Source organism: Brevibacillus sp. IT-7CA2 (assembly GCF_949767855.1).
GTDB lineage: Bacteria > Bacillota > Bacilli > Brevibacillales > Brevibacillaceae > Brevibacillus.
This window is the reverse complement of sequence record NZ_CATKQT010000011.1, coordinates 17679-40328: the sequence shown is the minus strand read 5'-3', so window position 1 is coordinate 40328 and position 22650 is coordinate 17679. Positions and strand designations below refer to the sequence as shown.

Annotated in this window: 27 protein-coding genes and 1 riboswitch; of the genes, 16 read left to right on the top strand and 11 right to left on the bottom strand. The window is 43.7% G+C overall.

The features are described from left to right. Positions 1–24: 24 nt before the first annotated feature. The 3 genes from ACM6JA_RS06720 to ACM6JA_RS06710 are packed head-to-tail and all read left to right on the top strand — an operon-like array spanning position 25 to position 2159. On the top strand, positions 25–1140 hold the full coding sequence (locus tag ACM6JA_RS06720; protein ID WP_414851694.1) for a DgaE family pyridoxal phosphate-dependent ammonia lyase: 1116 nt from the start codon (positions 25–27) through the stop codon (positions 1138–1140). A 5-nt stretch (positions 1141–1145) separates the two neighbouring features. Next, on the top strand, positions 1146–1868 hold the full coding sequence (locus ACM6JA_RS06715; protein WP_414851693.1) for a KDGP aldolase: 723 nt from the start codon (positions 1146–1148) through the stop codon (positions 1866–1868). Between the two features lie 33 nt (positions 1869–1901). Next, on the top strand, positions 1902–2159 hold the full coding sequence (locus ACM6JA_RS06710; protein ID WP_409174101.1) for an HPr family phosphocarrier protein: 258 nt from the start codon (positions 1902–1904) through the stop codon (positions 2157–2159). A gap of 68 nt (positions 2160–2227) precedes the next feature. Here ACM6JA_RS06710 and ACM6JA_RS06705 read toward each other — a convergent pair whose 3' ends face one another. Continuing rightward, positions 2228–2914, bottom strand: a complete 687-nt coding sequence (locus tag ACM6JA_RS06705; RefSeq protein ID WP_414851692.1) for a DUF4386 domain-containing protein — start codon at positions 2912–2914, stop codon at positions 2228–2230. Between the two features lie 239 nt (positions 2915–3153). Continuing rightward, complete coding sequence (locus ACM6JA_RS06700) at positions 3154–3498, bottom strand: YkgJ family cysteine cluster protein (protein WP_414851691.1); 345 nt, start codon at positions 3496–3498, stop codon at positions 3154–3156. Positions 3499–4259: 761 nt separating this feature from the next. On the opposite strand from ACM6JA_RS06700, the gene ACM6JA_RS06695 reads away from it, so the two are divergent. Continuing rightward, positions 4260–7271 carry a hypothetical protein gene (locus ACM6JA_RS06695; protein ID WP_414851690.1) on the top strand — a complete coding sequence of 1004 codons (3012 nt, stop codon included), beginning with the start codon at positions 4260–4262 and terminating at the stop codon, positions 7269–7271. A gap of 530 nt (positions 7272–7801) precedes the next feature. Here the strand turns inward: ACM6JA_RS06695 and ACM6JA_RS06690 are convergent. The 3 genes from ACM6JA_RS06690 to ACM6JA_RS06680 form a co-directional block, all read right to left on the bottom strand. Continuing rightward, positions 7802–8125 carry a GNAT family N-acetyltransferase gene (locus ACM6JA_RS06690; RefSeq protein ID WP_414851689.1) on the bottom strand — a complete coding sequence of 108 codons (324 nt, stop codon included), beginning with the start codon at positions 8123–8125 and terminating at the stop codon, positions 7802–7804. Positions 8126–8202: 77 nt separating this feature from the next. Continuing rightward, entirely contained in the window at positions 8203–8694 is a 492-nt protein-coding gene (locus ACM6JA_RS06685) for a GNAT family N-acetyltransferase (protein ID WP_414851688.1), read from the bottom strand. Between the two features lie 173 nt (positions 8695–8867). Then, positions 8868–9542, bottom strand: coding sequence for an O-methyltransferase (locus ACM6JA_RS06680; RefSeq protein ID WP_414851687.1), 675 nt, complete (start codon positions 9540–9542; stop codon positions 8868–8870). Between the two features lie 615 nt (positions 9543–10157). Between ACM6JA_RS06680 and ACM6JA_RS06675 the strand changes: the two genes are divergently transcribed. After that, complete coding sequence (locus tag ACM6JA_RS06675; protein ID WP_414851686.1) at positions 10158–10610, top strand: YhcN/YlaJ family sporulation lipoprotein; 453 nt, start codon at positions 10158–10160, stop codon at positions 10608–10610. 135 nt (positions 10611–10745) lie between these two features. Here the strand turns inward: ACM6JA_RS06675 and ACM6JA_RS06670 are convergent, their stop codons facing one another. Beyond that, positions 10746–10982: a hypothetical protein gene (locus tag ACM6JA_RS06670; RefSeq protein WP_414851685.1), complete on the bottom strand. Its 237-nt coding sequence runs from the start codon at positions 10980–10982 to the stop codon at positions 10746–10748. A 178-nt stretch (positions 10983–11160) separates the two neighbouring features. Here ACM6JA_RS06670 and ACM6JA_RS06665 point away from each other — a divergent pair, with 178 nt between their 5' ends. Together ACM6JA_RS06665 and ACM6JA_RS06660 are read left to right on the top strand one after the other, a co-directional pair. Next, positions 11161–12135, top strand: a complete 975-nt coding sequence (locus ACM6JA_RS06665) for a bile acid:sodium symporter family protein (RefSeq protein ID WP_414851684.1) — start codon at positions 11161–11163, stop codon at positions 12133–12135. A gap of 309 nt (positions 12136–12444) precedes the next feature. Further along, entirely contained in the window at positions 12445–12693 is a 249-nt protein-coding gene (locus ACM6JA_RS06660; protein ID WP_238543336.1) for a YolD-like family protein, read from the top strand. Positions 12694–12909: 216 nt separating this feature from the next. On the opposite strand, the gene ACM6JA_RS06655 is transcribed toward ACM6JA_RS06660, so the two are convergent. After that, a complete protein-coding gene (locus tag ACM6JA_RS06655) occupies positions 12910–13143 on the bottom strand; it encodes a hypothetical protein (RefSeq protein WP_414851683.1) in 234 nt (77 codons plus the stop codon). Between the two features lie 175 nt (positions 13144–13318). Here ACM6JA_RS06655 and ACM6JA_RS06650 point away from each other — a divergent pair, with 175 nt between their 5' ends. Continuing rightward, complete coding sequence (locus tag ACM6JA_RS06650; protein ID WP_414851682.1) at positions 13319–13873, top strand: GNAT family N-acetyltransferase; 555 nt, start codon at positions 13319–13321, stop codon at positions 13871–13873. A 190-nt stretch (positions 13874–14063) separates the two neighbouring features. On the opposite strand, the gene ACM6JA_RS06645 is transcribed toward ACM6JA_RS06650, so the two are convergent. Both ACM6JA_RS06645 and ACM6JA_RS06640 read right to left on the bottom strand, forming a co-directional pair. Then, a complete protein-coding gene (locus ACM6JA_RS06645) occupies positions 14064–14249 on the bottom strand; it encodes a hypothetical protein (protein WP_015891438.1) in 186 nt (61 codons plus the stop codon). Positions 14250–14321: 72 nt separating this feature from the next. Next, the gene (locus tag ACM6JA_RS06640; RefSeq protein ID WP_414851681.1) at positions 14322–15329 is read right to left on the bottom strand and encodes a glycerophosphodiester phosphodiesterase family protein; all 1008 of its coding nucleotides are present in this window, start codon (positions 15327–15329) and stop codon (positions 14322–14324) included. A 165-nt stretch (positions 15330–15494) separates the two neighbouring features. Between ACM6JA_RS06640 and ACM6JA_RS06635 the strand changes: the two genes are divergently transcribed. Then, entirely contained in the window at positions 15495–15740 is a 246-nt protein-coding gene (locus ACM6JA_RS06635) for a hypothetical protein (RefSeq protein ID WP_007727153.1), read from the top strand. Positions 15741–15759: 19 nt separating this feature from the next. Continuing rightward, a complete protein-coding gene (locus tag ACM6JA_RS06630; RefSeq protein ID WP_414851680.1) occupies positions 15760–16110 on the top strand; it encodes a DUF952 domain-containing protein in 351 nt (116 codons plus the stop codon). A 3-nt stretch (positions 16111–16113) separates the two neighbouring features. Here the strand turns inward: ACM6JA_RS06630 and ACM6JA_RS06625 are convergent, their stop codons facing one another. Continuing rightward, on the bottom strand, positions 16114–16329 hold the full coding sequence (locus ACM6JA_RS06625) for a hypothetical protein (RefSeq protein WP_106780456.1): 216 nt from the start codon (positions 16327–16329) through the stop codon (positions 16114–16116). A 124-nt stretch (positions 16330–16453) separates the two neighbouring features. Here ACM6JA_RS06625 and tlp point away from each other — a divergent pair, with 124 nt between their 5' ends. The 4 genes from tlp to ACM6JA_RS06605 all read left to right on the top strand — a co-directional run bounded on the left by tlp (position 16454) and on the right by ACM6JA_RS06605 (position 18827). Further along, complete coding sequence (gene tlp / locus ACM6JA_RS06620; protein ID WP_007727168.1) at positions 16454–16672, top strand: small acid-soluble spore protein Tlp; 219 nt, start codon at positions 16454–16456, stop codon at positions 16670–16672. A 139-nt stretch (positions 16673–16811) separates the two neighbouring features. Further along, positions 16812–17924 carry a tRNA 2-thiouridine(34) synthase MnmA gene (mnmA, locus tag ACM6JA_RS06615; protein WP_414851679.1) on the top strand — a complete coding sequence of 371 codons (1113 nt, stop codon included), beginning with the start codon at positions 16812–16814 and terminating at the stop codon, positions 17922–17924. Between the two features lie 21 nt (positions 17925–17945). Next, positions 17946–18275 carry a hypothetical protein gene (locus ACM6JA_RS06610; protein WP_007727172.1) on the top strand — a complete coding sequence of 110 codons (330 nt, stop codon included), beginning with the start codon at positions 17946–17948 and terminating at the stop codon, positions 18273–18275. Between the two features lie 39 nt (positions 18276–18314). Then, positions 18315–18827, top strand: a complete 513-nt coding sequence (locus tag ACM6JA_RS06605; protein ID WP_414851678.1) for an ACT domain-containing protein — start codon at positions 18315–18317, stop codon at positions 18825–18827. A 31-nt stretch (positions 18828–18858) separates the two neighbouring features. On the opposite strand, the gene ACM6JA_RS06600 is transcribed toward ACM6JA_RS06605, so the two are convergent. Beyond that, positions 18859–19680 (bottom strand): alpha/beta hydrolase, encoded by an 822-nt coding sequence (locus tag ACM6JA_RS06600; RefSeq protein WP_414851677.1) that lies wholly within the window; start codon positions 19678–19680, stop codon positions 18859–18861. Between the two features lie 168 nt (positions 19681–19848). Beyond that, positions 19849–20049: riboswitch (cobalamin riboswitch) on the top strand. Positions 20050–20209: 160 nt separating this feature from the next. Between ACM6JA_RS06600 and nrdI the strand changes: the two genes are divergently transcribed. Together nrdI and nrdE are read left to right on the top strand one after the other, a co-directional pair. Continuing rightward, the gene (gene nrdI, locus ACM6JA_RS06595; protein WP_414851676.1) at positions 20210–20569 is read left to right on the top strand and encodes a class Ib ribonucleoside-diphosphate reductase assembly flavoprotein NrdI; all 360 of its coding nucleotides are present in this window, start codon (positions 20210–20212) and stop codon (positions 20567–20569) included. Beyond that, positions 20556–22640 carry a class 1b ribonucleoside-diphosphate reductase subunit alpha gene (nrdE, locus tag ACM6JA_RS06590; RefSeq protein ID WP_414852223.1) on the top strand — a complete coding sequence of 695 codons (2085 nt, stop codon included), beginning with the start codon at positions 20556–20558 and terminating at the stop codon, positions 22638–22640. The genes nrdI and nrdE overlap by 14 nt, the downstream gene beginning before the upstream one ends. Positions 22641–22650: the final 10 nt, after the last annotated feature.

Genomic DNA, 22650 nt, shown 5'->3' with positions numbered 1-22650 from the left:
TTTCACAGGAAGGATGGGCAAACCATGGGAATCTATCAGCAGCTAGGGTTGAAGCAAGTCATTAACGCAAGCGGTAAGATGACGGCACTGGGTGCAAGTGCCGTCCATCCTTCTATCGCACAGGCCATGGGAGAAGCCGCCATGGATTACGTAGAAATTAGCGAGCTGATGATTGTGGCAGGTCGTCATATCGCAGAGGCGACCGGAGCAGAAGACGGTTGTCCTACCTCGGGAGCAGCTGCAGGCATTGCCATTAGTGTAGCGGCAGTCATAGCTGGTTGCCATCTGAGTTTGATCGAGCGGCTTCCTTTTTCGGAAGGGTTGAATAACAAGATCATCATCCAAAAAGGACACGCGGTGCACTTCGGCGCTTCCGTTCCACAGATGATTGCACTGGGTGGTGGGAAAGTCGTAGAGGTCGGGCAGGCGAATCACGTAGAAGAAGACCATTTGCGTGAAGCCATTGATGATCAGACCGCAGCGCTGCTCTATGTCAAATCTCACCATGCGATTCAAAAAGGGATGCAGTCGCTAGACACGATGCTTCAACTCGGCAGGGAGTTTGGAATTCCTGTAATTGTGGACGCAGCTGCGGAGGAGGATCTGCGGCGCTATGTAGCGATGGGTGCCGATCTGGTCATCTACAGTGGCGGAAAAGCAATCGGCGGACCAACGTCTGGGTTTATCACAGGTCGTGCCGATCTAGTAGCCGCATGTCGCGCGCAATATAAAGGCGTCGGTCGTGCCATGAAGGTAGGAAAGGAAGCCATTGCGGGTTTGCTTGCAGCACTTGGACTGTACGACCCCGAAAAACAAAATGTTCCCGAGCAGCGTAGGCGAGTGGAGTGGCTGGCAGGGGAACTGAACAGCTTGCCCGGTGTGAAAGCAGTGATCGCACAGGATGAGGCAGGCCGGGCGATCTATCGTGTGCAAGTTCAGCTTGACGAACGAGTGACGAAAATGACGGCGCGGGAGCTTACACGCCAGCTGGAGCAAGGAAATCCAGCTATTTTTACCCGCAACCATTATGTGAATACGGGAGTGATTGCCTTTGATCCACGACCGTTTCACGAAGGGCAAGAGCACATCATCGCAGCGCGAATGAGGGAACTGCTGCAAAAACAGAGTGAAGGAGAATAACAAAAGTGGGCACACCGAAAATTCGTTTAAACGTTTTGGCAAGGGATGTAGAAAACGCAAAACAAATATGTTCCATAGCGGATGGCCGGGCTCTGGTCGGGATCTTGGTCAAAGGATTTGCGTCCGTAGAAGCAGCAATAACCGCAGTTGAACAATATCAGCAAGCAGGTGTACCAGTGTCTGTAGGGCTGGGCGCAGGTGATCCTACTCAATGGAAAAAAGTCGCTGAGGTCGCGGTGCAGACACAACCGGATCACGTCAATCAGGTATTTCCGGCAGCAGGCTATACGCTCGGGGGGCTTCAGGCAGTCGGCAACACACATACCATCGTGAATGCATTGATTGCCCCCGGCGGACAATCAGGAAAGGTTCAAGTCACCACGGGACCAATGAGCAACAAAGTGTCTGAATTGCTCTCTTGCGATGCAGCCGCCGCGATGCTGGCGGAGATTGGGGTACACTCGGTCAAATTTTATCCAGTCGACGGGCTAGAAAGGCTGAATGAAATCAAGGCTATGGCAGAAGCAGCCGTACGTTACGGGATTCCCGTTTTTGAGCCGACTGGCGGGATAGATGCCGCTTCGATTCGTCCGATTGTGGAGGTATGCCTCGCCGCAGGTGCAAAGCAGGTCATTCCGCACATTTATACATCGATCGTCGACAAGGAAACGGGATTGACTCGTTTGGATCAAGTAGAAGAACTGCTGACTGCTATAGAAGGCCTGTAGCGATATTACCAGAAAGGGATAGGAGTGAATCAGATGAGAGAGAGACAGGTCATCGTCGGGTTGGCACAGGGATTACACGCGCGTCCGGCTACTTTGTTTGTGAAAGTGGCAGCTTCCTTTTCCAGTGAAATCGGATTGAACAAGGATGAGAAGAAGGTCAATGCCAAGAGTATTATCGGCGTCATGTCCCTTGCTATTTCAAAAGGACAATCGGTCGTCTTGACTGCGGATGGTGCAGACGCGGAGCAGGCGTTGGATGCGTTGGAGAACGTTTTGGTAAGTGTGGAGTAAAGGGATAAGTGAATGCGTGTAAAAGAAAAAGGGATGTCTCCAGTGAAAAGTCGGGAGACATCCCTTTCTCAATCCTGTTCCGTTGGGTTGAATCCTTTCATGATTAGCCATATAGCCAAAACCAATTGTTGAAAGGCTATTGGAATATTCAACATCATGTAGATTGCATCCAGGCCGATGAAGCGAATCATAAAGAATAAGCTTGCCAATATGGAAAATGTAGAACCAATAAGACCCCAAATAGACAACCAACGTGGAACTAATTTTGTTTGGTAAAAAATGCAGGTAAACAAGAACATAGCCAAAACAAACGCTAGTGTCGTTGCCACATGGTTTACCAAGTCACGTCCATCCCGTAATAATCCACCCAGGGTCTGAAAATACGATACATGCAAAGTTCCAACTTTTGCAAATTCGTGGCTTGCTGTCAATAGCAACAGAAGAATGATTACACCAAGAATAATGAACACACCCGCAATGATGCCAAAAGCAACTGATCCAAGAGCTAAATCTTTATTATGCTTACTTAAAATCGGGTACATCAAAATAGGAATCCCAACATAGGCAACAATCATTAACAACTGAAAAAACGCTCCAAGTAGTACCTGGTTCTCATTTGTAGAAGCCTCGACAAGGTAGTTTGCTCCATCTATAACAGGAACAACACTAAATATACCTGTAACCAACCCGACTATGAATAATACTCCAGTCATTACTGCTGACCTTCTCCATGCATTTGTACTCTTCCTCAGCATAATTAGCCTCCTTCTAATACACTACCCTTGGCGGATGAAGTGTTGCTGCCTTCCTCGGCATTTTTTATCCCGTATCAAGTGTAGAGGGTGAAGATGAGTATACTGCTTAATAACAGGTACGTTTCTGAACGAACGGGAACGATCGCTCTTTGAGGCAGTCTATAACATTATTATTCAGTCGATATCCATGATTTGCTTTATTCTGAAAGCAAAACCGCATATCTCCGAACTCCGTTTCTTTAAAAATGCTTCCAAGTAAAATCAATACTCAAATACCCAATCTGTTTCTCCTTGAAGGTCAGCGTTTCCTTTGTCGCCAATTTTGGTTTGCGAAAACAGACAAGCTCTTTGTGATACCCAAAAGCGCGACACACTTCCGGTCGAACGCTATGGATGCCACACTGATCTTTGTGCATGTCGTAGAAGATACAAGTCCCAAACAGTCTCGGTTGATTTTTCAGATCGTCACGGAGCTTAATTGGAAGCGCTTTCAATTTCTTGTTTATCATTTTATATTCCTTCTCTGTTATAGGAACAGGACCACAGCACAATCCTTTACAGCCTTGGCAAGGCAATGCTTCCATATTATCTACAACCTTTCGTCATGTGATGTTTGCTAGAAAGAACAAAAAAGATGATCCTCGTTGATTCAGGAGATCATCTTAAGAACTACCGCATTCAATTGTGTTGATTATTCAAAAATTCGGTAAGAAGAGAATAATGTCCTTTTATTATAACACATGTAGGAAGATTTTGACGAATGCTTTCGAAAGAATAGCGTGTTGATCGTTGGAAAACGGCTTATGGTACGCTTTATCGTCAGGAAATTTCCCAGGGATACTGTCATTTGTAAAAAAGACGAAGTCAGAATCTCCATAACATATTATATAAACAAATTTTACATAAAACAGTGAATTAAGGACGACTAAAGCTCTAAGGGGTCTGCTAATTGTACAGCTAGTAATGAGAATGATAAGGTATTCAAAAAGAAAACCAGTTGGGAGAAGTGTTTGATGAGGTATGGAATGGTTTGGAAATATTTCGACTATTAATAATAGGAATAATGTATAAATATTAAAACAGTAACTATAAAAGACAGAATTTCTTGAAGAAATGAGTTAAGAAAGTCTGTCTTTATTTTGCTTAGTACAAGTATATGGTAATATTAGTTAGAGAAATTAGAAAGAAAAGATAATTAACTGGATTCGAATATCTTATCCTATGAATACAAAGGTAGAACATAGTCCTTTTTACTACTTAAGTGTTTAATCGTTGAAACCATTCAGCTATACAAGTTACGTAATTCTTGAAATAACAGAAAAGGTGTGAAAACAATTTGTCTTCAGTGATGTATCTCAGAGATGTGTCTGATACGACCTTATGGAAGTTGCTGAGAAATAATTTTGATGGGGATGACAGATTAATTGCTGAAATGTTATCAAGTAACTTAATTCAAATTTGTGAAGAGGCAAGCGATAGGATGAAGATTTTCCCCAGCTTGCATTCCCAGTATACTCTCCATGATGAAAAACATTTCTTAAGGGTTACGGAATTAATGGCAAAGATAATTCCAGCACCAGTTAGAAATAATTTAAATCCAATCGAAATAACCCTTTTGATACTTGCTGCGTATTATCATGACCAAGGCATGGTTATGGATAAAGAAGAGATCGAGCAATTCAAGCACAATGAAGAATACATTCTATTTAAAAGCAATTGGGAGCTTGACCATCCGAATATAAATGACATCAGATCAGCATTGAAAATAGCTGATAAAGCGGATTTAAATAATTTACTTCGGTTAGAAAACAACCTTTATAGTGCAATGCTCACTGATTTCATTAGACAAAGTCATGGGAAAAGATCGGCTGAGTTTGTAAATAATAAATATTCCTCTGACCAGAGATGGAATGCTTCAGGTGTTAATTTGTCAAGACTAGTAGGAAAACTGTGCTATTCACATGTGTGTCCCGCCGTAGAAATAGATAAAAAGAATGGTTTTTACTATGACGAATCAGTAGGGCAATATCTAGTGAATATGCAATATCTTGCAATCATTCTTAGATTAGCGGATATTTTGGATTTCGATAGAGACCGTACACCTGATTTTCTTTACCGATCTATTCATTTCACAAGCAATGTAAGCTTAGATGAGTGGAATAAGCATCGTTCAGTGGAAGGATGGATTATTACTCAAGACGAGATTCGCTATACATTGAAATGCGACCATCCTATTTATCATAAGTTAGCACTTCAGTATATGAATTGGATTGATGAAGAATTACAATATGCAAAAATTATTGCAGACAATTTTCCAGCAAAAATTTCCTCTAATTATTTTTTAGCTCTACCACAACGTGTAGATAGAAGTAGGATTGAACCCAAAGATAATTCGTATGTTTTCCACGACCTAGAATTTTCATTATCTAGAGATGAAGTTATAAAGTTACTAATGACTGATAAATTATACAATTCACCAAGCTTGTGTGTTAGAGAATTGTTACAGAATTCACTGGATGCATTGAGATATCGGAAGTCGGTAATAAAAAGGGATAACGGGTCTGAATTTGTTGAAGGAAATATATTTTTTGAACACACAATTGATGAGCACGGTTATCAATTGATTCGTTGTATAGATAACGGAATAGGTATGGATGAAGTCATCATTGAAAAATATTTAACAAAGGTAGGAAGAAGTTATTACAAGTCTCCAGAATTTGCGAGAGAGAGAACTACTTTTCAAAAAGAGAATGTAGATTTTGATCCGTGTGGTCAGTTTGGCATTGGATTTATGTCTTGTTTTATGTTGGGTGATCAAATAAAGGTGCAAACAAGACGTGACTATGGGCCAAATAAAGGGTTAGGTAAACCATTAATCGTTGAAATTAATGGGCTAGGTGGGATAATTGTTCTTAAGGAAGGACCATCAAACCAAAAAGTTGGCACTAATATAGAAATAAAGAGTAGAAATAAGGTACCTGAATTCTTCGATGAGTTGGAAGATGAGGTGAAATTATTAGAGTTTTTGAGAACGGCTGCTTTAAATACTGAGTTCCCTATTATAGCAAGATGCAATATTCTACAGCTGGAAGATGAATTAGTGATATCACCAGATGAGCAGAAACCTGTTACCATGTTGGAAAGGATTGGGATTTCTTCAATAGTAACTTTTGAAAAGGATTTTTCCGAATTTAGCCCCCTCCTAAAGGGATATGCACGGGCAAGCTTTCTAGTCGATTCAGCAGGATTAATCACTACTTCCAACAATGAAGCACATTGGGATAAGGGGAGACGCGGATATAGAAGTGCTTTAGTAAAGAAAGATTCTACAGAACATTTTCCATTTCGTTACCAATCTCAGGCTATATGTATTGATGGAATTTTAATTTGTGGTATACATAATGGAGAAGAAGCTTTCTTTTTTGAATCCAATCTTGAAACTGACCTTGATATAAGTGACACATCATCATTTATCCTTGATATTAGGGGGGAATTAAAACCAGAAGTAACACCTGCTCGTTCGCTACCTTGGAGCTATAGTTGTAGGTGGGACAGAATTTTTGATATTATTGAAAAAGCGAATGGATATATATGGGAAAAAGTTGTTGCTTCCTGCCCTGATCCAAGTGATTTTTGGTTTCTTTTAGCTGCTTATGGTGGCGACTTGCAGTATGTTAGAAAGAAAATACTATGGTCTCATCTAGTTGTACCCTTGCTCACACCAGGAAATGAGTTGTTATGGAGAAGTTTAAAAGATTTTGAAATACTATATATGTCCAAAGGAAAAGAAGAACAAATAATACTTTATGATAACGAAAGAAATGTCATTACTAATTTGAATGAATCTAGCTCGATTCCAGAATTGTTAATTGCTATGTCAGAAATAGAAGTTAGTGATTGCGGAACATGCCTCAAATTTTCAAAACCTACAAATGATAATGAATGCGTGACGGACTATAGATCAAATTATAGAATTAAATTTCTACCTTTTGTGGGTCTTGACACTGAAGTAATTTCTTTGCAACTGCCTTTCGCTAACATAAACAGAAACCACCCTTTATCAAAACTTGCCATTGATGCAAAATACAATGTTAATCCTTCAAACCTTCAACGTTTCGCGGAATTAGTTATAACGTGTCTTAGCAAATCAAAAACACAAGAGAATTTATTTAGTAAATCACCACCTATCATTTCTAAAGAAATGAGCTCCGTAGCAAGAAGATATTTAGCTTTAGATTGGGAAAAAATTGATAAGCAATATCATCCACCTTATACATTAATCTCCGAAAAACTTGAAAAAGTACAATTGAATGTTAATGATTTTAGATACTGGGCCTTGAACTACAGAAATGAATGATTTGTAGATGGAATGATAGAAGAATGTGATTTATACACTTTCATCCTGAGTTTATGGTTTCAATAACGAGTGGGCGAGGATAATAGGTAGAGTAAGGAACATTGATTCCACTAATAGTTTATCTTCTCAGGGTAGATTTTTTTGCCCTTCTGTCTTATGTAGGTGCAAGTAAGAATGAAGTTTTCTTAAGTATTTTAAAGACAGACTTTTCTTGGAGGGTTAATTCAAGGAAGTTTGTCTTTATTTTGTTCAGTTCGAACATATGAAAATATTAACCTGATAACTCTGAATGTTTAAAAAACAAGATGCTTTTAGGTGTAAACCGTGAAATGCCAAAAGAGAGACAGGGATACTATGAAGGTAGTACTTGTTTTGAAAGCAGTCACGTCTTCGCGAATGAACTAGTCAAAACGATTGCCAACGAGGTCCATCACCGGTCATCCAAGATCTGGGGAATCATTGACTGAGCAGGTTACCATTTTTTGCTCTTCCATCTCTACCATGGCGCTCTGTGACCGGATTTTACATGTTCAAAAAGGGAAGTGAAGGGGCTGCCATACAGCAGGCCCCTTTTTGTATGCAATCTTGTTTATTTCATCACTGAACCTACCAGTAGCCTTTTCGCGTATGGCCACAGAATATTTAAAAGGCTTGTCAAAAGGGGTGTCATAACTGCTTCGTAGCCAGTGAAATAAGCGTTTGTAGTTTTCCAGAGGCATTACGTCCATGTGCAGGTAGGTAAACAACTCAGGGTTTTGCATCAGTTCAAAAGATTCCATCAAATCATCTTCTGCGTAGGGACGGATGATAAGGCGTTCGGTTTCTAAGTGCATGGTAGAGATCGTTGCTGGCATATAGGATGTTCCCTTTCGATTTAGAAATGATCATTGGATAAAAAGAGGAGAAGCGCTGACGGTAAGCGCTTCTGACCTCATGTGTGTTTAATCAGAATGAGTTCTTCCACTTCTTCGCCTCGTGCTTCCGAAAATGCCCGATCGACACCGAAAGACTGAAAACCGTTTTTTTCTAACACACGAATGGATGCGATGTTGTCATGGGCGACACGCGCATAGACAGGACGTGTTTGGAGCTCCTCTAAAAAGAGAGTAAGTGCATTTGTCGCGATTCCTTTGCCCCAAAAGGTTTTGTCAATCCAGTATCCAATCGTAGGTAAGCCAAACAGCTCAAAGCACAAAACATTACCGACAATCTGCCCATTCATGACAATGGCTCTTTTCACAATCGAATCATTGTTCAAAATTCTTGTCCAATGAGCGGTGAATCCCTCTCTATCTTCAGGGTCCTTGACAGTAAAGGCTGCCATCTTATGAGCAGATTTGTCCAATTGCTGGGTGAAAAATATAGGGAGATCCGCCTCTGTTACTTTTCGTAAATCGAGGGACCGATCACGCAATGCCTCCAAGGAAAAGCACCTCCAAAAAACACAAGCTATTCTCTCTTCACCAACACTTTGATAATCAACGATAGTACCGCGAGAACCAAAATGACATTAGCGATGAGCATAAAGCTAGGTAAACCAAGCCTAAACAAGATGTACACACTCCTACTCGTTACAACCTTTGAAAGTGAAAAAGACTAGTTCTCCCCGGTGACAAGCATGATCGCAAAGCCATCATAGCCCTTGCTGCCAACTGTCTGTACAACGGTTCCACTGACACGATGCTCTTCAGCTACCATATCGGTGAATTGACGTACACCGACAATATTGGGATCCGTGCTTGTTTCGTCCACGACTTGACCACTTCGTACAACATTATCCGTGATAATCACAGTACCTTTGCGAGAGAGCTTCAATGCCCATTGGAAATAGTCGGGGTTTCCTTTTTTATCTGCATCGATAAAAATAAAATCAAAAGGACCCTGATTTTCTTTGTGAAGTTGGATGAGAGAATCAAGGGCAAGACCGACTTTCACTTCCACGATCTGATCCAGTCCTGCGCGGGCAATGTTCGATTGTGCAACCTCTGCATGCTTCGGATCATATTCGAGAGTAATGAGACGACCGTCTGCTGGAAGTGCGCGGGCTAGCCAGATGGTACTGTATCCACCGAGAGTGCCAATTTCCAATATCGAACGAGCGCCTTGGATCCGTGCTAACAGATGAAGGAATTTACCTTGATTGGGTGATACATCAATAGCTGGAAGCCCTGCAGCTGCGTTCTCTTGAAGAACTGTGTCTAGAACGGAATCGGCTTCCAGTAATTTATCCGTAAAATAGTGATCAACCGCTGTCCATTGCTCTCTATTCATGATCTCAACTCCTCAAGATTTTACAGGGATATCATAACATGATTAGCAACTTCTGGCTGGCTTTTTTGTAGCTTTTAACACATTTCAGCGGTGGGCTTCTATGGTCGATTAAGACTTATAGGTAATATTTTCACCTGTTACCATTATTTTCGCATAGCGTGAACGATGAGTTTTCAAGATAATAGAAAAGTAATCCAAGCTAGCTAGTATAATCCAACCTTGGGGATTCTATTCTACGCGTTCGACTAAATGATGCAGTCAAAGTCGGCGCAATTTTTTTATGCCATCTATAGGTAAATGTGCCTAGTATTGTTCGTTGTCAACAGAAATGAAGTCCTATAAGATAATATCATTCACGTATGATAAATACGCGTACTACCCCGTACGCCCCAACCACTTTTTGTTGGTTGGGATTTTTTTTGTTCTATTTTATATCCAGTTATCTCCTATCGCGTTTCTATGCGATTTTTTATATCCTTGTATATAGGACTCGAAACGTTCTTGGGGTCCGCGGTGACTCAAATTATGCAGAGGAGTCACCGCTTTTTTCTTTACATACTTCCTCCGAACCAGGTCAAGCTAGTAACAGGTGATTTTGGTCAGGAGGTGTTTTGTGTGCGGGCAACTTTCGTGGTGCTGACACTAGCTTTTGCTTTGACCGTAACGGGGTGTACGAAGCAGTCTGGTACAGAGACCAAGCAAAAAACGGAAGCGGAGCCGTTGTGCATGCCTGTTCCCGTCAGACATTATCAATGGGAAGAGCGGGCGAGATCGATTACAGCTAGCGTGAAGGGCATAGACAAAATAGTGGTTATGCAAATCGATAAAGAGCTCGATGTGGCTATTCAAGTGACGAATTTTAATCGGTTCAAGCTGGAATCGATTCAAAAAGAAGTCGGAAAGAAATTAAAAGAGGCCTTCCCAGATGCCAATATTCATGTGACAGCTGACAAGCGATTGATAAAAGATTTGCAAAGGCTAAGTGACGAACAGTGGCCAACTGATGTAAAAGCGGCATGCCAGAAGAAGAAATCCTTAAAAGAACTGGAAAAGAAAATGAAGGGATAGCCTGTTTCCCAAACCTCACACACTACATGGGTAGAGTGAGGTTTTTGCTGTCTATTTTGGTAGAACGATCAAAATGTAGTGATTATTCTGTGATTTCACGATAGAGAAGAACTCCCTGACTGGGAGTCTATATGGCTAGTGGTGATCATGATCGTAATAATGCGCGCGTTCTCGATCCCGATGGAAGTCGATGCCGCGTAATTCTCCCTTTGCTTTTTCCACAAGAACTTGATAATCTCTGACCACTTCCGTTAAGGTCGTAACGGATTCTTTATAGTCGGGATCATTACAGATTCCATCTATCGCTCGATGGAGGTGATACATCTTATCTTCGGTTTTTCGGATAAATTCTACCCAATCCATTCCGTTCATAAAATACCTCCTTTCCGTCATAGGCTTTACTCCCATGCTCGAAAGTATGCAAGGTGAAATTGCGAATAAATGATGCGTATGCAATCTAATAATGAACTTTGGTCTTGTAACAATAATCTGTTCATGATAACATACCTCACATCAATAGCATCAAAGGACGAGACTTGAGGTGTATCAGATGAACGGGTTAGCCAAACTGAATCGATCGCTTGAGAAAATCATGCCCATACTAACGCCGAGTAGTGTTGCCATTGGCGTAATAGCCGGGACACATTTACAACCGTTTGCTTTTTTGTCTCCTTGGGTGTTTGCCTTCATGACATTTGCCGGCAGTCTGGGTTCAGGATTTAAAGAATTTGCAAAGGTACTGACCAGACCGCTTCCTTTAATCGTCAACTTGTTGATTCTTCATGCGCTTATGCCGCTTGTTGCTTGGTCAATGGCACGGTTATTTTATCCAGATGATATCCATGTCATCACGGGCTTTTTGTTGGCGGCCTTAATTCCCACAGGGATCACGAGCTTTTTGTGGTCATCGATTTATTTCGGGAACATCGCACTGACACTATCCATTATTTTGTTGGATACGATGCTCTCCCCATTGATTGTTCCGCTGGGGATGTCCTTGTTTTTAGGGGCAAAAGTCGAGATGGATTTAGCTGAACTGATGAAGGGTTTGTTTTATATGATTGTGTTGCCGTCTCTTGTCGGTATGCTGCTCAATCATTTATCAAAAGGGGACGTCAAAAAAACGCTGGCACCAAAATTAGCGCCATTTTCTAAGATGGGAATGGGGGTTGTCGTCGCGATCAACAGCTCGATGGTCTCTTCTTACTTTCATATGATGGACGCTAAGCTGGTGGGAATGGCGGTCCTCGTACTGGTTGTAGCCATTTTGGGTTATGTAATGGGGTGGGGGATAGCGCGGCTATTCGGATGGGAGCGTGATATTATTGTCACGTTAACCTTCAACAGTGGGATGCGAAACATTAGTGCAGGGGCAGTTATGGCGATCACGTACTTTCCTGCGCCTGTTGCACTTCCCGTTGTTCTCGGTATGCTTTTTCAGCAAATACTCGCTTCTACCTTCGGAAAGTTTTTGGAGCTGGTCGAGAAAAGACCGCAGCATCAACCACAGGAACTATCAAGATAAAAGCAAGAGCCGTTTTCCAAAACCAATGGGAAAACGGCTTTTTTCTTACAGATTCTTACCAAAGAACGCTGTGAATTTGGCGCCCTCGACCCAAAACAATTCCTTTGGTCCAATTGACAATGCGAACGCTCAATTCCGCATCAAGACTTGGCAGAACAAATGGGGAGACTTTTCATGCGGTTCAAATGAAGAAATTGAAAAAAGGGTTGCGAACTTATGTTCGTAATCACTATAATGTAATTACAATTTCCCACACATGATGAGTATCTGGATATCAAATGTTCGTAATTAGGCGGGTGGAAAAGCGTGGTGAACGGCAATTTTGAAGTAACGAACGAAGAAAGAGAGGCATTTATGTACATGCTGCGAGATTCGGCAAGAGAGAATTATCCCTTGAATGTGAGCTGGTGTGTGTCCTTTGAGGGGGAGCGGGGGAATACGTGTAGCATGTGGGGTGTGGTCAAATGGGTAGACCCGAAGGCGAGACGTGTTCAATTAGCAAACCAAACGGGTAGTCAATGGATCGAGATGGAGAAAATTATCAATGTTCATGCATAGTGTGTGTATAGAAACCTTACGTGAAGTCGACTCGTCGTAAGGCTTCTTTACTTTTTTGCACAAAGAAGGAAGTGTATATGTCATAAAACCTAACGTAAAGACGCAGAAAATTCGAAAAGTTGATTGTATTTTAGTTTTGTTATGTTAGAATATATTACATAGCATGCATTCTCTCCACTTCCTATTTTGACCCAATCATTGGGTCCTTTTTTTTGCCTATGTTCCATTCTTCGGATATGGCTTCCCATCCGTTTGAAATAACTTGCTCACCATTCCATAAAGACGACCTGACATGTTAGGAAAAACGAAGGTGTATTCATTCGCTCCTTGATTCAGCAAGACGATCGGAGCTTCCACGATGTAGGGGATTTTCATTAGATCGAGCATCTTCTTATATTCCTCTACCTTGGAATGGTCGACCGTATAATAAAATGATTTGGAAAAATTCATGCGAGCACGCTCCTTTCCCATATTGTAGCATATCCACAGTTTGCCGTATAAATGAACATAATAAATATTATGTAAACAAACTTGTTCCCTCTTTTCTTATGAAGAGAGAATATTCCCAAAAACTTCTACCTATGATAGAATAAAAGACCAAAATTTTACCAATAGGAGAAAAATGATGATAATCAGCCAACAACTACTTTCTGTGAACGGGTTATCCTACACGATTCGCTCTGCAATGGAAACAGATGCACAACAGTTGTCAGAACTGCGACTGCAAATCGATGGAGAGACTGAAAATTTGGACAGAGAAAGAGGAGAGGCTTTCATCGATGTGCAAGGATTCGAACACATCATCCATACGGATGCAGAAAGTCCAAGAAACTTGTTTTTAGTTGCTGTTGTACAGGATCGGATTGTCGGGTTTTCCAGATGTGCAGGTGTTTACTTAAACAGATTTGCGCACAAAGTAGAGTTTGGTGTATGCGTCTTGCAAGAGTTCTGGGGTCACGGCATTGGGAAAAATCTCTTGCAAGAATCGATTGCCTGGGCAGACGCCAACCACATTACCAAAATGACGTTGAATGTAATAGAAACGAATGAGAAGGCAATTGAGCTGTACAAACGGCTTGGCTTTGAAATCGAAGGGGTGCTCAAAAACGACAAAGTTCTTTCCGATGGAAATTACTACAGCACAATTATTATGGGAAGATTCAAAATGACAGGAGAGTAGCTTATCGGGAGAGGTATCCCGGGTACGTAAAATGCGATTACGGATGTAAAAGGAGTGCGGGTCGGCCAGAAAAAAAGAACCGTACATGCATTGCCACTGGATCGTTTCGTAGAAATCATGTCTCGTTAAATGAAAAAACTCCGCTAGTGATAGCAGAGTTTTGTTGTCTGATCATCTGTTAAACAGTTGTTTAACTGCTGAAGAAGCTACGGCTGGAGCGCTTTCTTTTATAATGAGAGCTGCCGTAATGGGAATGTCCGTACCGGTTGCTAGAGCTGTATTTTCTACGATGCTTGTAATCGCTGCTGCTGTATTTCCGGTGTTTGTGCGAAGATGAGTGATTACCGAGTAAATTTTTCAAAAGCTTCTTGAGCATATCAATCACTCCTAATTAGGTTGGAAGTCTATTCCGTATAAGTATATACGAATATGTTGGGGAATCGTTTCATTATTTTTCTACGTTTTCGTGAAAGGCAGGACCGATCAGATCAATCCGGTTCGTCCATATTCCTCCTGTAAAGCTTGCTGGCACTCTTTTTAAATCAGTCGGAACATCAAAGCCTTGCGACACATCTCCACTCCCTGCGACTAGGATCACGCGGGTGTCTTTTGCTTCCATTCTTGCCATGAAACGATTCGGCCAACCCCAGAGCCATGGGGCAATCTGATCGGGGATATGTAGCTGAGACTGTGAACAGGCATCGGGCACATATCCGGACCACCCTACTGCCATGTACGGAATGAGACAGCTTTTTAGTGATGCTTTGGACATGACACGCAGCTCTGGCATTTGCTGTTTCAATGTCTCGATCGGCTTGTCACCGCCATAAACAGAGAGCTGTGCCAGTCGTTCGGCAGGCAATGCTGCCAATACATCCGCTAACGCTTTCCCTTCGAGTGGGTCATTGCTTTTGATATGGATAAGCAGCGAGCGATCAGGGAATGTTTGTAGCACATCATCGAGAGAGGGCATCATGCCAGTCCCTTTTCCACGGAAGGGGAAGGTTTTCCCTTCGTCCGCTGTATAATGGTAGCCAATGTCGAGCTGTTGTAATTCGGCCAAGGTATAATCTCTCGTGACTCCGGTACCATTTGTCCGACAGTCGAGTGTCCAGTCATGAAACACGGCAAATCGATTGTCTTTCGTCCATTGTACATCGAGCTCGACAACGTCCGCGCCTGCATCAAAAGCCGCCTGCATGGACGGAATCGTATTTTCTAGGTACGGATGCTCCGGTGGATAAATCCGCTCCGCCGTACACGTTTCATTGGTGATGTTCTCCATATGAAAGGTTTGTGCCATCCCGCGATGAGCAAGCAAAAAAGGCTCGCCTTCTGGCTCTTTTGCAAGATAAGAGCTGTTACACAGGAACAGGAAAGCGATGAAAAGAAGGGGAATCCAGATACGTTTTCGCTGGAACCATTTCTTTCGTGGTTGATCTCGTTGTTTTGACATGATGGGATACCGCCCCTTCCTTCAAATACTCTGTTCATTGTAGCAAAACGCAAGAGAGGAAGGTACATCCTTTGGGAGTAGGGCTTGGGGCTTGGCATCATTCGAAAAGACTGGCACAATAGACGGAAGATAAGATGTATCCCATGAAGAGCAAGGGGAGGTTCCATGAAAATAGCTTTACACCAAATCGCTTATCAGATCGGTATGCACCCAACGGAGATGGCGAAGCTTGTCTACGAGGGTGAAATAACGGGAGAGGTACCTGAACACAATCCGCAAGCGAAGGATGCCTGGGTGGATTTGCACTCTCTGCGTAACTTCATTCAATGGCGATACGATCAGGGGCGAGTGGACCAGATGTTCTATGATAAAGCTATGCGTCACCTGAACAAAGCAATGCCAAAAAAATAATCGAATTCGGAGGAGAAATATGCGAGACTCTATCATTTACTGCATGGTACCAAAAACATACTGGGAAAAGTGGATGGACAAGGATCACTACTTACCGCGCGATTACGAGCAGGAAGGCTTCATTCACGCAACAAAAGGGGACGAACTGCTTGAAAAGGTAGCAAACCGCGTCTACGCACAGTTTGATGAGGAGTTGTATGTACTCGTTGTCGATGAAGCAAAAACGACTTCGGAAGTCAAATACGAGGCTGCGAAGGATGGATTGCTGTATCCGCACATCTATGGACCGTTGAATCAAGATGCGATTGTAGATAGGAAGCAAATGAATCGGATAGACGGCCAGTGGCGTCTGGGAACGTCCATCCGCTAATCTCTACCAGTTAAACCATTTGAGTAGCGCAAGCACTTCTTGACGCTTGGCCTCAGGTAGCTTGTCGAGTCTGCGCAAGAGAAGATCGATTCGCATGCGCTGTTCCACTTCGGATTCAGGTGCCTTTTGCCCCTTCACCCATTGTCGTTTCAGGCGGACGGGATCTATATCAGATATGATCCGAAGCAGCTTTCTTTCCAACAAATCTAAGGAAGCCATAGTTGAAACCCTCTTTATTATTTAATCCGTTTCTTCTATTATAACACGGGTACATAAAGAAACCATGATTGGCGCACAATGGTAAAGGTGTTGAATATAACCCTTTGTAGGAGGCGTATCGATTATGGCGAAGCCGGATGACCGTTCTGACAACGCAGAAAAGCTTCAACAGATGATTTCCAATACGGAAGAGAACATTCGTGAGTCCGAAGATTACCTGACGGCTCATGCTGGGGAGATTTCTGCTGAGGAAAAAGCAACCCTCGAAGCAAAAAATCAGCGTCGTGAAGAAAGCATCGAGGGATATCGCGCGGAAATCAAGGATGAATCTTCGCAGGCTTAACCTTGCTACCAAACGTCTGGCGCCAACTACGCGTCAGGCGTTTTTTCATTCTATCAGGCAAAAGTGCAACAAAACATGATTTGTTTTGCGAAACATGGTAATCTGTAAGGGTACAAATTGAAAAAGAGGAGAAAGACTTATGAAGCGACCAGAAGATACACGCGTCGTTGTCGGCATGTCCGGCGGAGTCGACTCCTCCGTGACGGCTTACCTGCTTAAGCAACAGGGATATGACGTCATCGGCATCTTCATGAAAAACTGGGATGATACCGATGAATTCGGCCACTGCACGGCGGAAGAAGACTTCCAGGATGTCCGGCGCGTCTGTGAACAGATCGGCATTCCATATTACACGGTAAACTTTGAAAGAGAATACATGGACAAGGTATTCCAGTATTTTTTGGATGAATATAAACGGGGACGTACACCGAATCCGGATGTCATGTGCAACCGTGAAATCAAGTTCGGTGAGCTTCTCGCCAAGGTCATGGATCTAGGGGCAGATTATATTGCAACTGGCCATTACGCGCAGGTCAAATACATCGACGGCGAGTACAAGCTGATTCGTGGTGCTGACAACAACAAGGACCAGACTTACTTCTTGAATGTATTGGGCCAAGAACAGCTATCCAAAACGATGTTCCCGATTGGTCATCTCCCGAAACCTCAAGTAAGGGAGATCGCAGAGAAAGCAGGGCTCTATACAGCGAAAAAGAAGGACAGTACAGGGATCTGCTTTATTGGGGAGCGTAACTTCCGCGACTTCCTGCAAAACTATTTGCCTGCCAGACCAGGAAATATCGAGACCGTAGATGGAGCGGTCATCGGTACGCACGACGGACTGATGTACTATACATTGGGTCAACGACAAGGCTTAGGAATAGGCGGAGGTCATGGCACGAGCGGACAGCCTTGGTTTGTTGTAGACAAAGATCTGGAGCGGAATGTCCTGATCGTTGGTGAAGGCTCTGATCATATCCGTCTGTACTCGAAGAGCCTCTTGGCGACCAACGTGAGCTGGGTGAGTGATAAGACTCCTTCTGAAACGTTTACTTGTACAGCGAAATTCCGTTATCGCCAGCCAGATCAGGGAGTAACCGTTCACCTGCTGGAGGATGGTACCGTAGAAGTTGTATTTGATCAGCCGCAAAAAGCAGTGACACCCGGTCAGGCTGTCGTCTTCTACGATGGGGAAGTATGCTTGGGTGGCGGTACGATTGACAAGGTACGCTTAGTCGATAAAGAGAACTAAGATAGACGGGGGAAGCACTCGGTGGATGCTACGAAAAAATCAAAAGTGATTATCGTTTCGTTTTTGGCGGGAGCGGTTCTCTTGGCGATCATCTCTTATTTCGGGATGGCCTCCTTGGGTAAAGAGCATATGGCGACGATCCAAAACGTCATCAAGGAGAACGGTGGGGTTGTTACCGCAGGTGGAGTGACAGCGGTTCCGCTGGAGGAAAGTCCTTTTACTAACAGCGGAAAAGGCAATACCATCTACCGAATCTACTATACGAAAGAGGGGCAAACGTTGACGGCTTGGTATCGTGCTGATAACGAATCCTCCATCAAGAAAGAGCCGGAAGCATGGATTCTGCCGTAAAAACAAGGATAAACCTGACTGGGAGAGTGAAGGCATCACATGACCCAACATGCTGGACTGCGTGAGCTGGCTGAACTGATTCGAAGACTCGAGCCAGAATTAGCGGGTGCACAATTAAGTATTCTTGCTCATGAAAATAAAGAGGGAATCGCAACGCTGTTAGTGGAAGGACTCGGGACGAAGGTTGCTGTCCAAAACAGCTCCGGCGAATATGCGAATCATTTGGCGGTTTTGCGTGTAGGAGCGAACAAGTACACCTTCGCGCAAGATTGGAGAGAAGTGTACATCAGTGAAATCAATTACTGCGCGTGTCGCATACCTCCGGGGGCACATGGATTGTTGGTTCGCCATATCGATTATCCAGGCGTGATTTATGATGTCTCACGAAAACTGGCCGAACATCAAATCAATGTTTCCAAATTGAATGTATCGCGCGAGCAAAAAGGGAAGAATGCCCTGCTTATCTCTGTGACCGATGAAGAGATTACACCGACGATTGTATCTGCCATCGAAGAGCTACCCCAAATCACCAAAGTGATATCTCTACAGTAAGCGAGTCATGATAAACAAAAACTGCCCGTTTTTAGCGGGCAGTTTTTTTCGTAGCGAATTTGAGTCCTTGGTTAATTAAGACTGGCAAGACGGACGAATGATTTTCGTCAGCAAATTCTTTAAAGGAAGCCTTGATCTGACCTTTGCCTATGGAGGACAATCGTTCGATCATCGCCAGAGATTTTTCTTTGACCAAGAATCGCCCATCGTTTTCCAACTCTCCGATGGTGAGAAGAGCATGGACGTCGAGCTCATCTGTCAGCAGGCCCGGCAATTGACTCTCCTTCGCAAGCAGTACGCTCTCATTCCAGTGGATCGAGGGACTGCCAGCGATATAACGCTGAAAAGCGTGTGGTCTCGACAAAAGTACATGCAAGACAAACAAGCCACCTAACGAATGCCCAAAAATCGCTTGCTGCGTCCGATCGATGGGGAAGTCGTTTTCGATGCTAGGCTTGAGCTCCTCCTCCAAAAAGGTGAGGAACTGCTCCGCTCCCCCCATCTGAGGCCAGTCAGCTCCTTTTGGGTTGCCAGGAAGCTCCGAGACAGGAACTTCATACGTGTAATCAAAGAAACGGGCAGGATGGTACGGACCGTCCGTTGGATACCCAATCCCGACGACGATAGCAGGATACACGCCAGTTCGTTCAGGACTGCGTGATTGTATTCGTATCGCTTCGGTCATGGTTGCAAAAACAGAGTTGCCATCTAGCAAATATATGACGGGAAAGCCTGATTCCGGAGGGGGATCGGCAGGTATACTTACGAAAATGTGATAGTCCCGCTCTTGATAAGTCATGATTTTACTGTAAGATCGAGGAATGACGACAGGTTGATAGTCGGTGCTTTTCATGAGGGCTACTCTCCAATCTCTCCAAGGCTAACCAACACACAAAATCTATTATATGAACGAGAACCAGAGATTGGCAATAGCCGAAAAAGGAGAATAGTTAGTTTTCGAAAAGAGCGCATACTGAGCTTGACTCCTACGATATATTGAGGTAAAGTAAGTTTTACCAACTACATATTGATGCGGTGAGGTGTTTACCAGCCAGATTTGGTAGACTTAATAGGGAAGTCGGTGAGAATCCGACGCGGTCCCGCCACTGTAATGAGAGAGTTCCATTTGCGAAAGAATGCCACTGATCATGAACGATCGGGAAGGTGAAAATGGAGCGATGATCCAAAAGCCAGGAGACCTGCCTAACCGCTTGCACTGTTTAACCTACGGGAGATAGGGAAGTGTTCGAGCGCGCAATTCGCATTGGCGAATTGCTAGATGGAAGTCATCACGCGCATTCGGCATGTAAACGTCGGATGCGCTTTTACTTTGGCTAAATATCATACATACAGAGTAAAAATAGCAGGATAGGATGAGGGACATGCTAATCGCTTATGATTCAAAAACAGGAAACGTCCGAAGATTCGTCAACAAAATTAATTTGCCACATGTGGAAATTAATCAAGATATGGTGCTGGACGAGCCGTTCATTTTGATAACATACACGACGGGCTTCGGACAAGTGCCGGAGAAGGTGGAGACGTTCCTGAAGCGAAATCATGTCAATCTGCGCGGAGTATCCGCCAGCGGCAACCGCAACTGGGGAACCAGCTTTGCCAAAAGCGCGGATACGATCGCGGGCCAATATGGCGTTCCGGTGATATCTAAATTTGAACTGTCCGGTACCGGCCGTGACGTGGAACAATTTACGAGTGGGGTGGCAGCAATTGCGGCATATTGAATTGAACAACGAACTGATGCAGCGTGGCAACGACGGATTTTATCAACTGGAAAAGGATCGGGAAGCGGTTGCGGTCTTCATGGAAGAAGTGCAGTCCAATACGATGACTTTTGGCAGTGTCAAAGAACGCATGGACTATTTGATCGAGAATGACTTCTATGAAAACGTCTATGAAACATACACTGTTGAGCAGGTCGATGAAGTTTACCGTTTGGCCTATGACGCTGATTTTCAATTTGCTTCGTACATGGCTATCTCCAAATTTTATAAAGATTACGCCTTGAAAACGAACGATAAATCGATGTACTTAGAGCAGTATCCAGACCGGGTGGCCGTTGTGGCACTGTCCCTTGGACAAGGTGACTTTGAGCTCGCCAAGCGTTTAACAGTATCCATGATGGATCAACGCTTGCAACCAGCGACACCAACCTTCCTGAACGCAGGCAAAAGCCGCCGTGGAGAAATGGTCTCCTGCTTCTTGCTTGAAATGGATGATTCACTGAACTCCATCAACTTTATTTTGGGAACATGTATGCAGCTATCTAAAATTGGCGGCGGTGTGGCCGTGAACTTGTCCAAGCTCCGTGGACGAGGAGAGCCGATCAAAGGCGTCGAGGGCGCAGCAAAAGGTGTCATGCCAGTTCTCAAGCTGTTGGAAGATGCGTTTTCCTACGCGGATCAAATGGGGCAACGCAAAGGCTCAGGTGCAGCGTACTACAACATCTTCGGCTGGGATATCAACGAGTTTCTCGATTGCAAAAAGATTAATGCGGATGAAAAAGCACGCATCAAAACGTTGTCCATCGGCCTGATCGTACCAAACGTGTTCTACAAGCTGGCTGAAGAAAACAAGCCATTGACTGTGTTTGCTCCGTACTCCGTGTACAAAGAATATGGCGTGCATCTGGATGATATGGACCTCGATGACATGTACGAGGAGCTCTTGGCAAACGATCGCATCAAGAAAAAGACCGTCATGAGCGCACGCGAGATGTTGACCAAAATCGCGATGATTCAAATGGAATCGGGCTATCCGTACATCATGAACAAAACGAATGCGAACAACAACCATGCACTGAAAGATCTTGGTTCAGTGAAAATGTCCAACCTGTGCACGGAAATCTTCCAGCTGCAGGAGACTTCGACGATTAGTAATTACGGAGAGATGGATATCATCCGTCGCGATATTAGCTGCAATCTGGCATCGCTCAATATCGTCAACGTGATGGAGCGCAAAATGATCCGTGAATCCGTCCACGAAGGAATCGAAGCCATTACAGCCGTGAGTGACATGACGCGTGTAGAAAACGCTCCAGGCGTTCAAAAGGCAAACCGTGAGCTGCACTCAGTAGGGCTCGGTGCGATGAACCTGAACGGTTATCTGGCAAAGAACAGAATCGCTTACGAAAGTGAAGAAGCCAAGGATTTCGCTCGTACGTTTTTCATGATGATGAACTTCTACTCCTTGGAAAAAAGCATGGAAATCGCCAAGGAAACAGGCAATACCTTCTTGGGCTTTGAACAATCGGAATATGCAAAAGGGACTTATTTTAACAAGTACTTGACGAACGATTACAGCCCGCGGACGGAAAAAGCAAAGCTTCTCTTTGAAGGAATGCACATTCCGACGCCAGAGGATTGGGCAAAACTACAGCAAAAGGTGCAAAAGCATGGCGTTTACCATGCGTACCGTTTGGCGATTGCACCGACACAGAGCATTTCCTACATTCAGAATGCGACTTCTAGCGTGATGCCAATCGTTGAGCATATCGAAACGAGAACATATGCCAACTCGACGACGTATTACCCAATGCCGTACTTGTCGCAGGAAAACTATTTTTACTACAAATCGGCGTATGTGATCGATCAATTCAAAGTGATTGATCTGATTGCCGAAATTCAAGAGCACATCGACCAAGGAATTTCGACTGTGCTGCACGTGAACAGCAATATTTCAACCAGAGAACTGGCTCGCTATTACATTTACGCAGCGAAAAAAGGTCTGAAGTCACTCTACTATACGCGTACGAAGCATTTGACTGTAGAAGAGTGCATTAGCTGCGCTGTTTAGTGAACTCGAT

Bases quoted from the DNA above. Each gene is read 5' to 3' on its own strand.
- ACM6JA_RS06720 (WP_414851694.1), top strand. From the start codon at position 25: ATGGGAATCTATCAGCAGCTAGGGTTGAAGCAAGTCATTAACGCAAGC.
- ACM6JA_RS06710 (WP_409174101.1), top strand. From the start codon at position 1,902: ATGAGAGAGAGACAGGTCATCGTCGGGTTGGCACAGGGATTACACGCG.
- ACM6JA_RS06705 (WP_414851692.1), bottom strand. From the start codon at position 2,914: ATGCTGAGGAAGAGTACAAATGCATGGAGAAGGTCAGCAGTAATGACT.
- ACM6JA_RS06700 (WP_414851691.1), bottom strand. From the start codon at position 3,498: ATGGAAGCATTGCCTTGCCAAGGCTGTAAAGGATTGTGCTGTGGTCCT.
- ACM6JA_RS06690 (WP_414851689.1), bottom strand. From the start codon at position 8,125: ATGCCAGCAACGATCTCTACCATGCACTTAGAAACCGAACGCCTTATC.
- ACM6JA_RS06680 (WP_414851687.1), bottom strand. From the start codon at position 9,542: ATGAATAGAGAGCAATGGACAGCGGTTGATCACTATTTTACGGATAAA.
- ACM6JA_RS06670 (WP_414851685.1), bottom strand. From the start codon at position 10,982: ATGAACGGAATGGATTGGGTAGAATTTATCCGAAAAACCGAAGATAAG.
- ACM6JA_RS06665 (WP_414851684.1), top strand. From the start codon at position 11,161: ATGAACGGGTTAGCCAAACTGAATCGATCGCTTGAGAAAATCATGCCC.
- ACM6JA_RS06655 (WP_414851683.1), bottom strand. From the start codon at position 13,143: ATGAATTTTTCCAAATCATTTTATTATACGGTCGACCATTCCAAGGTA.
- ACM6JA_RS06650 (WP_414851682.1), top strand. From the start codon at position 13,319: ATGATAATCAGCCAACAACTACTTTCTGTGAACGGGTTATCCTACACG.
- ACM6JA_RS06645 (WP_015891438.1), bottom strand. From the start codon at position 14,249: ATGCTCAAGAAGCTTTTGAAAAATTTACTCGGTAATCACTCATCTTCG.
- ACM6JA_RS06640 (WP_414851681.1), bottom strand. From the start codon at position 15,329: ATGTCAAAACAACGAGATCAACCACGAAAGAAATGGTTCCAGCGAAAA.
- ACM6JA_RS06635 (WP_007727153.1), top strand. From the start codon at position 15,495: ATGAAAATAGCTTTACACCAAATCGCTTATCAGATCGGTATGCACCCA.
- ACM6JA_RS06630 (WP_414851680.1), top strand. From the start codon at position 15,760: ATGCGAGACTCTATCATTTACTGCATGGTACCAAAAACATACTGGGAA.
- ACM6JA_RS06625 (WP_106780456.1), bottom strand. From the start codon at position 16,329: ATGGCTTCCTTAGATTTGTTGGAAAGAAAGCTGCTTCGGATCATATCT.
- tlp (WP_007727168.1), top strand. From the start codon at position 16,454: ATGGCGAAGCCGGATGACCGTTCTGACAACGCAGAAAAGCTTCAACAG.
- mnmA (WP_414851679.1), top strand. From the start codon at position 16,812: ATGAAGCGACCAGAAGATACACGCGTCGTTGTCGGCATGTCCGGCGGA.
- ACM6JA_RS06605 (WP_414851678.1), top strand. From the start codon at position 18,315: ATGACCCAACATGCTGGACTGCGTGAGCTGGCTGAACTGATTCGAAGA.
- ACM6JA_RS06600 (WP_414851677.1), bottom strand. From the start codon at position 19,680: ATGAAAAGCACCGACTATCAACCTGTCGTCATTCCTCGATCTTACAGT.
- nrdI (WP_414851676.1), top strand. From the start codon at position 20,210: ATGCTAATCGCTTATGATTCAAAAACAGGAAACGTCCGAAGATTCGTC.